Origin of the sequence: Colwellia sp. TT2012 (genome assembly GCF_001440345.1) — a bacterium.
Taxonomy (GTDB): domain Bacteria; phylum Pseudomonadota; class Gammaproteobacteria; order Enterobacterales; family Alteromonadaceae; genus Colwellia.
On sequence record NZ_LJYX01000017.1, the window covers coordinates 459,481 to 473,820 of the forward strand.

Below are 14,340 nucleotides of genomic sequence, written 5' to 3' on the forward strand. Positions count from 1 at the left end.
TGGGGTGATAGATGACAAACACTAATGATGATACCGCTCAAAAAACTAAAGTAACGCCTTTAGACGATAGTCCAGATTGGACTTTTGACTTGCTTGGACAATATCAGCGAGAGATTGCGCGTGTTGCTGACTTTTACCGTCTAGATACTTATACCAATCAAATAGAGGTGATCACGGCGGAACAAATGATGGATGCATATGCCAGTGCGGGCATGCCTATCGGTTATAGTCATTGGACCTTCGGCAAAAAATTCATTCAAACGGAACAAAACTATCAACGAGGCCAGATGGGCCTAGCTTATGAAATTGTAATAAATTCAAACCCTTGCATTTCATACTTGATGGAAGAAAATACCATGACCATGCAAGCACTGGTCATGGCACATGCTTGTTATGGTCATAACTCTTTCTTTAAAGGAAATTATTTATTTAAATCATGGACTGATGCCAGTTCAATTATCGACTACTTACTTTTTGCCAAAAGTTATATTGCCAAGTGTGAACTAAAATATGGTATCAGTGAGGTTGAAGCTACTTTAGATGCCTGTCATGCCTTAATGAGTCATGGTGTTGACCGTTATAAAAGACCACAAAAAATATCACTCGATGAAGAACTTAGAAGACAATCTGAACGTGCTGAATATTTACAATCACAGGTAAACGCTTTATGGCGCACTGTCCCTAAAAAAGCACAGCAAGACGATGAGAAAAAAAACATATTTCCCAAAGAGCCTCAAGAAAATCTTTTATATTTTATTGAGAAAAATGCCCCTTTGCTCAAACCTTGGCAAAGAGAAATTGTCAGAATCGTCAGGAAAATATCGCAATATTTCTACCCGCAGAAACAAACTCAAGTGATGAACGAAGGTTGGGCCTGTTTTTGGCACTACACTATTTTAAACCACTTATATGATGAGGGCTTAGTCACAGATAAATTTATGCTGGAGTTTTTACACAGTCATACTAATGTCGTTGCTCAACCTAAATACAACAGTAAATATTATTCAGGTATAAATCCTTATGCTTTAGGTTTTAATATGTTCATTGATATCAGACGTATTTGTGAACACCCAACAGAAGAAGATAAAGAATATTTTCCTGAAATAGCGGGCAGTAACTGGCTAGATACGTTACATTTTGCCATGGAAAACTTTAAAGATGAAAGTTTTATCAGCCAATATTTATCGCCAAAACTAATGCGTGACTTTAAATTTTTTCATATTAATGATGATAGTGACAATAATTATGTTGAAATTGGTGCTATTCATAATGAGCAAGGCTATAAAAAAGTTCGTCAAAACCTAGCAAATCAGTATAACCTCAGTAATATTGAAGTAAATATCCAAATAATTGACGCAAATGTTGATGGTGACAGAGCGCTAACCCTTAGATACACGCCACACAATGGTGTAGAGCTTGGCGATTCAAAAGATGAGGTATTAAAGCACCTGCATTATTTATGGCACTTTGACGTTAAGATTGTGCAAGAAATGAAATCAGGTGAAGATAAGATCATTGCCAGCTGTTCACAAAAAAATAAAGACGATTAAATCGTCTTTATTTAAAATTGCTGACCATAGCGATTAAAAATTAATCGACAGATAATTCTTTCAAAACATCATCTTTTAACTCAGCCCATAGTGCGCCAGAATCAATGCCGTATTTACGAACTACAAATATTGCGTCTTCATACTTTTCGGCTTTAGCCAACTCTATTAACGTTTGGTAATATGCTCTAGTGATCTCACGCCCTTTAGGGTGAGAAAAATACAAGTTACCAATACGAGAGTACAGACCACCCAAACCATTTAGAATAAGTAAATAAATAGAGTTCCCAGAAGCGACGACTAAATCTTTATTTAACTGATAGTCAAATTTAGTAAAAGCTTCACCTGTGTCTTCAACGTCTTTATAGGCTTCAAGGGTTGCTATGGCTTTTTCTGGGTTGTTTTTTAAGGCACCACGGACATAAATAGCACTGATATTGGTACGAGCTGATAATAAGTTATCAACTAAATCAGGAATTCCCTCTTGGTCTAATTGCGCCAACGTTTCTAGGATATTTAAACTAGAGGTTTCCCAAAAATTATTAACTTTGGTCGGTTTTCCATGTTGTATCGTTAACCAGCCATCACGAGCCAAACGCTGTAAGACTTCTCTTAGGGTGGTACGTGTTACACCGATAAGTTCCGATAGTTCACGCTCTGCAGGTAATATAGTGCCGGGAGGAAAACCACCATTCCAAATGGATTCAACGATATATTGTTCTGCAAATCCTGCTGGGCTTTTAGCTTTTATGACCATTGACTATAATTACCTGATAATAGTTGTAAATTGAGGATGGATTTCCAACAGATTGTACCAGAAGTATAGTTATGCACAAGAGCCTTACAATTACTCGCTGGTGAAAGTAAAAACTAAGCATTCGCTTGTTAAAAGTCAAATTGATAACTAATACCAATAAAATTAATTAATTTCAAAGGCTTTGTTGTGTCATTCAGTTAAAAATTTGATAGAATTCCAAGCTAATAATAATCGCTAAAATTGCATACAATTTCACAGCCCATTTAGAGAATTACATGAAACAACTTTTATACGTTTTACTGGCGTTATCTGCGGTGCTCTTTCCAAGCATGGCTTTTGCTGTCGAGGCAGCACACCAAAATATTGATTTAACAGGTCACTGGATTGGCTACACCGCTATAGCAATTTTTGTTCTAGCCTATACTCTGGTTATTTTAGAAGAACAGTTGCACCTGAGAAAATCAAAACCGGTACTGCTTGCTGCCGGCCTTATTTGGATATTAATTGCTGCCTATTATAACTCTCAAGGTATGCCAGACGCTGCTGCCGTAGCCATTCGTCATAATTTCTTAGAATATACCGAGTTATTCTTCTTTTTATTAGTCGCTATGACTTACATTAATGCCATGTTAGAGCGTGATGTTTTTAATGCTCTGCGCGATTGGTTAGTACAAAAAGGCTTTAGCTATAAAACGCTATTTTGGCTAACCGGTATTCTGGCCTTCTTTATCTCACCTATTGCAGATAACTTAACCACTGCACTTATTATGTGTGCGGTAGTTTTAGCGGTTGGTAAAGATGAGCCTAAATTTATTGCCATGAGTTGTGTCAATATTGTCATTGGCGCAAATGCCGGTGGTGCATTTAGCCCATTTGGTGACATTACTACCCTAATGGTATGGCAAAAAGGTATTCTTGAGTTTACTGAATTCTTTGCGCTATTCTTACCAGCTGTAGTGAACTTTGTTATTCCTGCCTTTATTATGCAATTCTTTATACCTACAGGTAAGCCAAGTGCTATTTCAGGCGCAATGACGCCGATCAAAAAAGGCGGGTTAACCATAGTAGGCTTGTTTATTTTGACTATTATTACGGCAGTATCTTTCCATAACTTCCTACATTTACCACCCGTATTTGGCATGATGTTAGGTTTATCTTATTTGAAATTCTTTGGTTACTACCTTCGTCAATCAGGTCTAGGTGAAATCGACAAATCAGATTCACCTACCGGCCATATAATTAATGATGATTTTGATATTTTTGACAAAATTGCCAAAGCCGAATGGGATACACTATTCTTCTTCTACGGCGTTATTTTAGCGGTTGGTGGTTTAGGCTTTATTGGTTACTTAGGCATGGCTTCAGAATTCATGTACGGCGAATTAGGGGCAACAAATGCCAATATTATAGTCGGTCTATTATCGGCCATTGTTGATAACATCCCGGTGATGTTTGCGGTATTAACCATGAACCCTGATATGTCAGACACCCAATGGTTGCTCGTTACGCTAACGGCGGGTGTCGGTGGTAGTTTATTATCTGTTGGCTCTGCTGCGGGTGTTGCGCTAATGGGACAAGCACGTGGCTATTATACCTTCTTTAGTCACTTAAAATGGACGCCGGTAATTGCCCTTGGCTACGCTGCCAGTATTTATGTGCATTTATTAATAAACTAATCATCGGTATTAAATGCTGACATTAATAATGTCATATTAATGTCAGGAGAAAGCCAAGCAGCTTTTTCTTCATGGTACCTTTTAAAAAAGCTTCTATTTGGTTAGGAGCTTTTTTTTTACTCAATTTGTTAAAGGATCTTTTGTGAATTACTTAAGCAATATCACCACACGTCAAAAACCATGGTTACTACTGGCTATCTCAGCTCTAACCATAGAGCTATCTGCTTTATTTTTTCAATATGTTATGGATTTAGCGCCTTGCATTATGTGTGTCTATCAACGCCTGGCTATCTTGGCAATATTTTCCGCCGGCGTTATTGGCACTGTCGGTTGTCAAAATGTATTTGCCAGAACATTGGCCTATCTATCTTGGGGGGGGAGCGCAATTTGGGGGTTCATCATAGCTTTAGAGCATGTTGACATGCAAGCGAACAGCGGTTCACTTTTTTTTAGCTGCGAGTTTATTCCTAACTTCCCGACTTGGGCGCCTTTACATCAATGGCTACCCTTATTATTTGAAGCAACGGGTGATTGTGGCGAGATAAGCTGGCAGTTTTTCGGCTTCAGTATGCCTCAGTGGATGGTGGTTATTTATGCTCTTTATACCCTAGCCTTCGCTGTTGTCCTTGTTAATCGTCTTATCTGTGCGAAAAAGCCATAAGAGATAAGACATAGGTCGAAGTGAAGATAAAAAGAGCAGATGCTAGCGTTAACAGTGTCTGCTCTTTTTCTTATACGGAGTTTACTCGTTGCTGACCTTTTTTGAGTAAGGCTATTAAATAAACCGCATTAACGCCTGCCCATACTCACTGACCATGTTTCAAATATAGCGGCGCTGACCACCATTAGTCCGCCGACCATAGTTAAAACGTTAGGACGTTCATGTAAAAGCATAAAGGCTAGTACGCTACCGTACAAGGGCTGTAAGCAAGAGATCAAACCCGCTGTAGTTGCCGACAAATGCCGCAAACTTGAGGCAAATAGGGCGTGAGGAGTCGCAGTAAAGACGATACCAACCAATAACAGCAATAACCAGTCTCTTTCGGTTACTTGCCCTAGTGGTACCTCAATAAAAAGGCACAGCATCAAACAAGCAACTAATGTTTGATACAGCATGGTATGAGGCCCAGAATAATGGGAAAAATAATTTTTATGTAGGATATTTCTTAAGGCAAAAAATACCGCTGAAAATATTCCGGTAACAATACCGAGAGTTATTTGATTACCCAAGCTTATTTCAGGTATTAACAAGACAATACCGACAATAACCACTACAGCCATCAGCATATCTTTTACTTTTGGCAAACTTTTATTAAACAGCGGTTCAATAAATACCGTTATTACCGGGTAAGTAAAAAAAGCAATGATACCAACAGTGACCCCGGCCATTTGCATCGCGGCAAAATAAGTAACCCAGTGTATGCCGACGACCACACCCAGTAATAAGGCAATACCATAGTCTTTCCTACTGGCTAAAGTGATTTTTTTCTTTTGCAACGTGAGCAAGGTAAAAAGTGCCAAGGCGGCTATACCCGTCCGGTACACCGTTATATCAAGCGCGGGCAAGCCAATCAGCTTAGAAAAAAGCGCGGTACCACCAAAAAGAAAAACGGCGATATGTAAATAGAGCAAGCTTTGTTGCTCGACATTTACCACTACAGGACTTTGACCGGTGTTGTTCATGATAAGCTGTGCATTATTTTAGTATGGCTTAATCAATATCATTTAATGGCCAAAGGACAATATAATCTTCAAAATTTTCAATACTGACTTCATTATCTTTGACTATTTTCCCTCTTACCGACATACCCGCTTTATGCATTGCTGATTTTTTCCCATTATGCAACAAAGGGTGCCATGACGGCATACCTCGTCCTTCTTGTAGGCGGCGGTAGGTACAACTTGGCGGCATAAAAAACACCGCATCAATATTATCTTGTGATAAACGTACGCAGTCAGGTACTAACGTGGTACGTTGCTCATATTTAGAACATTGGCAAGATTTCTCATTGAGCAAATGACAAGCAATATTAGAGTAAAAGATCTGTTCACCCTCTTTGATATGGTCGGTCGGTAAAAGCTCCGCCGCTTCATCAGTATGCTCGTCATCAATAAATTTATTCAGACAGCATTTAGCACAGCCATCACACAAGGATTCCCATTCAGGGCGAGTCATTTCTGCTAGGGTTTTAGTTTGCCAAAAAGGCTGTTCTACTGTTTTTGTATTGTTCATTTACTACTACTTTCTTTATTCATTAACGTTACTAACTAACATTGCTAATTGATTTATTGGATAGGTGGAAACTTTATCCGATCAGATAGAAGACCCACTGAGCTGACAAAATAATACGATAAATTCCAGTGCATTAAACTCTTATAGTTATCATAAGCAAGATATACCCGACCATTTTCATCATCGGGAAAAACTAACGCCGCTTTAATATTAACATTGGGCAAATTAGTACCATCCGCCCGTCGCACGCCAAGGGCTTGCCACTGAGCCAGTGTTTTTTCTGTTTCAGACCAGGCTTTTAGCCAGTTTTTGCGACTGCCGGTATTTTTTGGAATGGCTAGAGTATTATCAAAGCCTTTAGGTAACTTAACTTGGCGACCCCAAGTCAACTCATCACTCCAACCCTCTTTTTGTAAGTAATTTGCCATAGATGAAAATATATCGGCTTGGTTTTGCCAGATATCCTTTTTACCATCACCATCACCATCAACAGCATAGCTCAAAAAGGACGTAGGCATAAACTGATTTTGTCCCATAGCCCCGGCCCACGAACCTTTCATATCTTCAATGCTAATATGTCCTTCCTCTAAGATGGTCAGCGCAGCCATTAATTGCTTTTTAAAGAATACTTCGCGTCTGCCTTCATAGGCTAAAGTTGATAAAGCAGATATGACATTGTAACCACCGGTAAATTTACCAAAGTTAGTTTCAAGGCCCCATAACGCGATAATAAAACGTGGTTGTACCTGGTACTGATCAGCGACTTGGCTTAATAATACTTGGTGCTCTTTGTATAAGGCCCTCGCTTTTTCTACCTTCCACTTTGGTACACGTTTAGGTAGATAAGTATCTAATGTTTCTCTACTCTCAGGTTGGCTTCTATCAGCTTTAACTGCGCGTTTATGAAACTTTACCTTGGCAAAGCTTTCTTTAATTAACGCTTGGCTAAATCCTTGTGCTAAGGCATCCGCTTTTAGGGTTATCACATAATCAGCAAAGCCCTCTGCTGTTAGCTCAGTTTTAGCCGCCTTTGCTTGATTGCTCATAGCCAGTGTTATCACGACGGATAAGCCAATCGCCTTTATAAGCAAGCTCATTAGAGCTCTCCTTGCTCTTTTTTAGCATCCATAGCAGCTTTATGTGCTTTTAATAAGTTTTCTGGTGGTGGCGGTAACTGTAAAAAGAAACCTTTTTCAACTAGGTTATTTTTCACTTTTTCTAAATCAGCCATGGCTAATTTATCTTTGTTATCGAGATTAATGAGTGTAACGAGCTCTGGCGTGCCAAACTTCTTCATCAAGTCTTCCGGCACTGCAGAGAAGTCGTCACGAGTTTTAACAAAAATGTAGGTTTGGTCCTTTCGGGGACTTTTATAAATAGCACATAGCATAATGGAGACCTATAGTTAACGGAAAAATTGTATTGCTAATTTAATATATCATGAGCCTAGGGTGAACCCTATAGTGACTTAAGAAAATAATATTAACAAAAATATAAATGCAGCAGACTGCTGACATAAAAGGTAGGCTATAAATAATTTACTTATAACCTTGTTTCGCAAACGTTGTTAAAGCTTCACCAAATAACTCATTACGCCAACTTGATAATAACTCAACTTTTTTCGCACTACTGCGCGCACCGTTAAGGCCAAATTGCCACGTTAAGAAGTGATTGATTTGCTTTTTTGAAGCAATATTTTCTATCGCTAAGCCATTTTGTTCACTTACCTGCACTAAGAAAGCTTTTACTTTTTTAAACGTTTGTTTGTAAGCGGGGTAATCATCGAGGCGATTAATTGTTTCTGGATAGTCACTTACCTCAGTTTTATCCGCTTTAGCTAACACTGCCAACATAGCTTTACCTTTGTGGCGAATATCGAGAACTTCCGCCCCTTCAAGGTTTAACATAGCGCTAACACTGACCGGATTACTTTGCGCTAATGCCATTAAGGTATGATCTTTAGCAATAAAGCCAATAGGCAAGTCACGTTTCTGTGCTTGTTGAAAGCGCCAAGTTGCCAGGTCCTTTAACACATTTAATTGCTTAGGATTTAAACGCCACCCCATTTTAATATTAAGATACATGTCACTTTCATTCACTGGTGTGAATTTTTTATCAATCATATTTTGCGTTTCTAGCTTTGCATAGGCTAAAAAACCCGCTTGCGTTAGTTCCGCTAATAATGTTGGGTAAAGCAAGAACAAATGATCAACATCGGCACTGGCATAGACTAGTTGTTTTTCCGTTAACGGCCTTTTAGTCCAGTCAGTACGTGACTCAGACTTATCTAATTCGATATCAGTGAAATGCTTTACCATAGCAGCATAGCCCAAAGATAGGCCATGCCCCAGAAATGACATCATGATTTGACTATCAATTAAATTTACCGGTTGGCAATTTCCTGCAGTCAAAAAAACTTCTAAATCTTCTGAGCAGGCATGCAACACTTTAGTGATCTTGCTATTGGTGAGCAATTGCCAAAAAGGTGTTAAATCATCAATGGCAAGGGGATCAATAAGGGCAAGTTGCTTACCATCACAAACCTGAAGTAAACCAAGCTTGGCATATAGCGTACGGGTACGAACAAACTCAGTATCTATGGCTAACACTTTAGCCTTAGCGAGTTGCTCACATAACTTATTTAAGCTGAGCTGATCTTCAATTAATTGATAATGCATAATTTTTACTTCTACCACTGCTACTTATGACGACGACGAGTACTTTGTTGATGGCGTTGTTGATGCTTTTTAACCGAGCGACGAATTCGACGGCTCTTAGCATTGTCCATGGCTTTTTCGTCAACTTTAACCTTACTTTCTGTTTCAGGTGTCAAGTTAACTAATTTACGATAATAGTTAACTTCTTTTAACTGCAATTCTCGCCATCCACCTAGCGGTAACTGGCGCTGCATTTCTAAATCACCATAACGCACGCGGATAAGACGACTGACCTGTACTTCTTGGCTTTCCCATAAGCGACGCACTTCTCTATTACGCCCCTCTGATAAGACTACATGGAACCAATGATTTCGGCCTTCACCACCACTGTAAGTTATTTTTTGAAAACGTGCTTGACCATCTTCCAACTTAACGCCAGCACGTAGTCTTTGTAACATGGCTTCATCGATTTCACCAAAAACACGAACCGCGTATTCACGTTCGATCTTTTGTGATGGATGCATTAATCGGTTTGCTAGCTCACCATCGGTGGTAAATAACAACATGCCTGAGGTGTTAATATCTAAACGGCCAACGGCAACCCAACGGCCAGTTTCAAGTTTCGGTAAACGATCAAAAACGGTTGGACGGCCTTCAGGATCTTTACGAGTACACATTTCACCTTCTGGCTTGTTATACATAAGTACGCGACAGATATCTTCATCTTTGGCCGTTAGTTTAACATGGTGACCATCTAATCGAATGAGCTCAGAGCCGGTAATTCTATCGCCTAAAAAAGCAACATTACCGTCAATGCTAACCCGACCGGCACTGATCATGGCTTCCATTTCACGGCGAGAGCCCTTACCTGCACGCGCTAGTACTTTTTGCACTTTCTCTGAGTCGGCATGAGTCGCGGTTTGGAAGTTAACTTTTACCACCTTTTCCGGCTCTTTCTTAGCTTTACCTTTTTTGACTAAGCCTTTTTTAGCTAGGCCTTTTTTTGCCGAACCTTTTTTTTCAGTACCACGTGTGCCATATTTTTTATCAATAGCTGCGTCTTTACTTGTTTTTTTCTTATCTACCGTCATTATTTTTTCTCTGTTACGTCAGTAGCAGCTCCCTTGAAGCTTACTTCTGACTCATTTTCAGGTTTCATTCACCCATAAACCGCAATAATTAATTGCACGTTTAATTTAGGCTACTGAAATGGCGAAGGGTCACCTTCACCTATACGTAATATCTCAATACTATCATTAGAAAAATCGATTACTGTGGTGGGATGCTCCCCTAAATAACCACCATTGACGATAAGGTCAACTTGATGTTCTAACAAATCACGAATGTGCTCGGGATCATACTCAGCCATTTCTTGACCAGGCATAATCAAACTGGTTGACATTATAGGCTCTGCCAGTTCAGTCAACAAGGCTTGTGCAATAGTATTATCCGGTACTCTAATACCTATTGTTTTCTTTTTAGGGTTTAACAAGCGCTTAGGCACTTCTTTGCTGCCTTTAAAAATGAAGGTATATGGACCAGGGGTGTTATTTTTCAATAATCTAAAGGCGGTGTTATCTATGCGGGTATATTCGGATAATTGGGATAAATCTTGGCATACCAAAGTAAAATTATGATCCTTATCTATCTCTCGAATTCGGCAGATACGCTCTAACGCTTTTTTATCACCTAGATGACAACCTAAGGCATAGCCTGAGTCCGTTGGATAAACTATCACGCCGCCTTGTTTAATAATTTCGGCTGCTTGTTTCATTAAGCGCCCTTGAGGGTTATCTGGGTGTACATAAAAAAACTGACTCATGAGAAATTCCTTTACTTAAAATAACTTAGACTAATTATGTTTATTGCCATTGTGCCCAAACAGGTTTAGCGCCAACAGGCATGGTAAGGTTTCGCCCTAGATCACTCCACCTATTAGGATAGTGAAAATCAGAGCCCATGGAGGCATATAAGTTATATTCTTGACAATAAGCCAGCATTTTTTTCTTTTGCTCTGGGTTCATTTGCGGTAACACCACTTCTAAACCATCACCGGCAACCTCACTAAAATGAACAATTAAACGTCGTAGCCATTTAGCAGAAAGATCATATCGAATAGGATGTGCCATGACCGCACTACCACCTGCTTGATGTATTGCCTGAACCGCTTCGCCAATACTACACCAGTTAGGTTTTACATAAGCACGTTGCCCTTTTGAGCCTTTTTTTCCTATATATTTATCAAAGGCTTGTTGCATGGTATTAACATGCCCTTGTTGATGCATTACTTTAGCAAAATGTGCCCGTGTTATGGAACCGTCTCCAGCCAAAGCTTTTGCCTCTGTATAAATAGTAGGAAAACCACATTTCGCCAGCTTCTCCCCCATGGCAATAGCACGCTGCTCTCTTGCTTCTTGCTGCTGCGCTATCAGTGTTTTTAATTCACTATTGCCTTTATCTATATTCAAACCAACGATATGAATTTCAAAGCCTTGCCATACGGTAGATATTTCAATGCCACTTATCAATTTAAGTGTAATTTTTTTATCTTCAATATGCTTTTGTGCTATATCAAGACCGGCGGTAGTATCATGATCTGTGATAGCTAAAACATCAATTTGAAAGTTGACGGCTCTATCTATCAAGGTTTGCGGTGATAATGCACCATCAGAGCAATTAGTATGGCTATGTAAGTCAATACGTTTGTGGGCAAAACCTTCGGTTGCTACTATCTGATGAGGGAAATCAGTGGTTGACAGTAATGCCATAATAAGGTCTTCTATAAGGGTAATCTTAGTATTAAGATAAGTTTACTGATAACGAGTAAACAATGATACTTTTTCCTTTATTAATAAAAAATTTAATAAGCTGAAATTACATTATAAACGGCTAATAAAGGCACTTAAAAATGAGCACAGTAACAACTCAACTTTCATTAATCTGGTGGTGGCATAACTCGACATAATTGGGTTGTGATAATTGCGTGTATCTTAAGAAAAGATTAAACAAATTTCAAAAAACCCGCTTTTATCAGCGGGTTTTTACGTTAAAGCGTTCGAGATTTACTATACAAAATGGAGTTAACAAAGGATTTCAACATGAATAGAACAAAAACATGGTTTATTTGGTGGCTGTTGCCTATTTACGCAGGTTGACAATTTTTCTTTAAATAAACCGATAGAAGTATTCAATATGACTCAAAATTTACCAAGTAAAATAAAGGGTGAAGTAATCACCGTACAAGATAGTACGCACTATCAAAATGATCCGTTAAGTGTTTACCAATTATTATGTCACCAACACCAACATAATATTTTATTAGAATCGGCCGAGATTGATAAAAAGCATTTATTAAAAAGCTTATTATTAACTGACGCGGCAGTAAAAATTGTTTGTAACGGTAATGCTGTCACTTTCTCTGCCTTAACGTTAAATGGCGAATCAGCCATTAACTTCGCAGCAGCTCAATTAGCAGAGCATGCGCAAGTCTGCTTCGCAGATGATGAAAAATCATTTCTAGCAACGTTTGCCGAAGTTGCTAACGACCTCGATGAAAAGGCTCGTCTAATTGCAACAAATTCCTTGCACAGCTTACGGTTATTCAATCAACTCAGCAATGAAAACAGTCATCCCTTTGCCGTATTCCTCGGCGGTGTTTTTGCCTTTGATCTGATGGCAATAACAGAGCAATTACCCGAGGTTGATATCGGTGATAACACTTGCCCTGACTTTGTCTATTACTTAGCAGAAACCCTAGTTATCATTGACCATGAATTGCAAACCACAGAAATTGTCGGCAATATTTTTAATTACCATGACGCTGAAAAAACCAAACAAAGTCAATTAGCTATATGCAAACGTGTTGCTCAAATTAAAGCAGCGCTGGCGAACTCAGTCGATGCTGAGCAAGTTGCCTCGCTAAGCCCATCCTATTCGGATATTAATGATAAAGAAAAGTTTAATGACGAACTGCAAGTTGATATTAGCGACCAACGTTTTTGTCAGATAGTAGAGCAATTAAAAGAAAATATCAGGGCGGGTGATATATTTCAAGTGGTACCTTCGCGTACTTTTACCCTGCCTTGTTTTGACCCCATTGCCGCTTACAAAGCACTAAAAATTAGTAACCCAAGTCCCTATATGTTTTATTTAAAAGATAGTGACTTTTGTATTTTTGGCGCCTCGCCAGAGTCTGCCTTAAAATATCAAGCCAGCAACCGTCAAGTAGAAATTTACCCTATAGCTGGCACACGCCCTCGCGGTTTTGATAAAGAAGGTAATATTTCATTAGACCTAGACAGCCGTATTGAACTAGAGCTAAGGCAAGATAAAAAAGAATCCGCTGAACATATTATGCTGGTTGATTTGGCGCGAAATGACATTGCTCGAGTTTCCCAGCCTGGCACTCGCTATGTTGCTGATTTACTTAAAGTTGATCGCTACTCCCATGTAATGCATCTAGTTTCTCGAGTCTGTGGTACTTTACAAACCGATTTAGATGCCTTGCACGCCTATCAAGCGTGTATGAATATGGGCACACTATCTGGCGCACCCAAGGTAAGAGCAACGTCGCTTATTCGAGAAATAGAAGGTAAAAGGCGTGGCAGTTACGGCGGCGCGGTTGGTTACTTAACCGGCACGGGTGAAATGGATACTTGTATTGTTATACGTTCTGCCTTTGTTAAAGATAATATTGCGCAAGTACAAGCCGGCGCTGGTGTGGTGTACGATTCAGACCCAATGAGCGAAACCAATGAAACCAGGCAAAAGGCTCAGGCCGTTATCAATGCCATTGCCACGGCTAACACTAATGCCAAAGTTTCGGCGCAGGAGCAAACTCATGACTAAATTATTTATGCTCGATAACTTAGACTCTTTTACTTATAACTTGGTTGATGAATTTCAATGTTTAGGTTTTGAGCCCAGTGTCTATCGCAACACACTCAGTGCTGATTTTATTTTTGCTAAAATGCTGGCCCATACCCAACAAACTGCGGAGCCAGTATTACTAGTGTTATCTCCTGGCCCAGGCGAGCCCAAAAATTCAGGCTGTTTAATGGCACTGATCAAAAAATGTGCTGGACGTATTCCAATGCTCGGTATTTGTTTGGGCCATCAAGCCTTAATAGAGCACTATGGCGGTCGAGTAGACCGAGCTGAAGAAGTGGTTCACGGAAAATCTTCAAATATTACGCACCATGGTTATGGCCCTTTTAAGGGGATGAAAAATCCTCTACCCGTTGCCCGTTATCATTCCTTGATAGGTAAAGATATACCAGCAGAGTTAGACGTTATCGCTGAGTATAACGGTATGTGTATGGCCATTAGCAAAGAAGATGATGCCGTTTTAGCTTTTCAATTTCATCCAGAATCCATATTAACGACATTTGGTACCCCCTTGTTAAAGCAGAGTATTCAACACTTGCTTAGCCTGTCAGCATCGCTCAATAATAAAGTCACTGGAGAATAG

At 39.4% G+C, this 14,340-nt stretch carries 14 protein-coding genes; 5 read left to right on the forward strand and 9 right to left on the reverse strand.

The annotated features are described in order from the left end of the window. Window positions 1-11: 11 nt before the first annotated feature. Window positions 12-1,550: a SpoVR family protein gene (locus ASU03_RS11680; RefSeq protein WP_057831972.1), complete on the forward strand. Its 1,539-nt coding sequence runs from the start codon at window positions 12-14 to the stop codon at window positions 1,548-1,550. A gap of 40 nt (window positions 1,551-1,590) precedes the next feature. On the opposite strand, the gene fadR is transcribed toward ASU03_RS11680, so the two are convergent. Then, entirely contained in the window at window positions 1,591-2,304 is a 714-nt protein-coding gene (gene fadR, locus ASU03_RS11685; RefSeq protein ID WP_057831973.1) for a fatty acid metabolism transcriptional regulator FadR, read from the reverse strand. A gap of 275 nt (window positions 2,305-2,579) precedes the next feature. Between fadR and nhaD the strand changes: the two genes are divergently transcribed. Together nhaD and dsbB are read left to right on the forward strand one after the other, a co-directional pair. Continuing rightward, complete coding sequence (nhaD, locus tag ASU03_RS11690) at window positions 2,580-3,980, forward strand: sodium:proton antiporter NhaD (protein ID WP_057831974.1); 1,401 nt, start codon at window positions 2,580-2,582, stop codon at window positions 3,978-3,980. A gap of 142 nt (window positions 3,981-4,122) precedes the next feature. Beyond that, window positions 4,123-4,641 carry a disulfide bond formation protein DsbB gene (gene dsbB, locus ASU03_RS11695; protein ID WP_057831975.1) on the forward strand — a complete coding sequence of 173 codons (519 nt, stop codon included), beginning with the start codon at window positions 4,123-4,125 and terminating at the stop codon, window positions 4,639-4,641. Between the two features lie 128 nt (window positions 4,642-4,769). Here the strand turns inward: dsbB and ASU03_RS11700 are convergent, their stop codons facing one another. The 8 genes from ASU03_RS11700 to rnm form a co-directional block, all read right to left on the reverse strand. Further along, entirely contained in the window at window positions 4,770-5,663 is an 894-nt protein-coding gene (locus ASU03_RS11700) for a DMT family transporter (RefSeq protein WP_057831976.1), read from the reverse strand. A gap of 28 nt (window positions 5,664-5,691) precedes the next feature. Next, window positions 5,692-6,213: a YcgN family cysteine cluster protein gene (locus ASU03_RS11705; protein ID WP_057831977.1), complete on the reverse strand. Its 522-nt coding sequence runs from the start codon at window positions 6,211-6,213 to the stop codon at window positions 5,692-5,694. Window positions 6,214-6,266: 53 nt separating this feature from the next. Next, window positions 6,267-7,310 carry a lytic murein transglycosylase gene (locus tag ASU03_RS11710; protein ID WP_057831978.1) on the reverse strand — a complete coding sequence of 348 codons (1,044 nt, stop codon included), beginning with the start codon at window positions 7,308-7,310 and terminating at the stop codon, window positions 6,267-6,269. Then, window positions 7,310-7,603: a YcgL domain-containing protein gene (locus ASU03_RS11715; protein ID WP_057831979.1), complete on the reverse strand. Its 294-nt coding sequence runs from the start codon at window positions 7,601-7,603 to the stop codon at window positions 7,310-7,312. Before ASU03_RS11715 ends, ASU03_RS11710 begins: the two co-directional genes overlap by 1 nt. Window positions 7,604-7,751: 148 nt before the next feature. Then, window positions 7,752-8,891, reverse strand: coding sequence for a ribonuclease D (gene rnd / locus ASU03_RS11720; protein WP_057832253.1), 1,140 nt, complete (start codon window positions 8,889-8,891; stop codon window positions 7,752-7,754). Between the two features lie 20 nt (window positions 8,892-8,911). After that, the gene (rluB, locus tag ASU03_RS11725) at window positions 8,912-9,961 is read right to left on the reverse strand and encodes a 23S rRNA pseudouridine(2605) synthase RluB (RefSeq protein ID WP_057831980.1); all 1,050 of its coding nucleotides are present in this window, start codon (window positions 9,959-9,961) and stop codon (window positions 8,912-8,914) included. Between the two features lie 110 nt (window positions 9,962-10,071). Beyond that, complete coding sequence (locus tag ASU03_RS11730; protein ID WP_057831981.1) at window positions 10,072-10,692, reverse strand: L-threonylcarbamoyladenylate synthase; 621 nt, start codon at window positions 10,690-10,692, stop codon at window positions 10,072-10,074. A 40-nt stretch (window positions 10,693-10,732) separates the two neighbouring features. Beyond that, the gene (rnm, locus tag ASU03_RS11735; protein ID WP_057831982.1) at window positions 10,733-11,638 is read right to left on the reverse strand and encodes an RNase RNM; all 906 of its coding nucleotides are present in this window, start codon (window positions 11,636-11,638) and stop codon (window positions 10,733-10,735) included. A 424-nt stretch (window positions 11,639-12,062) separates the two neighbouring features. Between rnm and ASU03_RS11740 the strand changes: the two genes are divergently transcribed. Together ASU03_RS11740 and ASU03_RS11745 are read left to right on the forward strand one after the other, a co-directional pair. Continuing rightward, the gene (locus tag ASU03_RS11740) at window positions 12,063-13,718 is read left to right on the forward strand and encodes an anthranilate synthase component 1 (protein ID WP_057831983.1); all 1,656 of its coding nucleotides are present in this window, start codon (window positions 12,063-12,065) and stop codon (window positions 13,716-13,718) included. Then, a complete protein-coding gene (locus tag ASU03_RS11745; RefSeq protein ID WP_057831984.1) occupies window positions 13,711-14,340 on the forward strand; it encodes an aminodeoxychorismate/anthranilate synthase component II in 630 nt (209 codons plus the stop codon). The genes ASU03_RS11740 and ASU03_RS11745 overlap by 8 nt, the downstream gene beginning before the upstream one ends.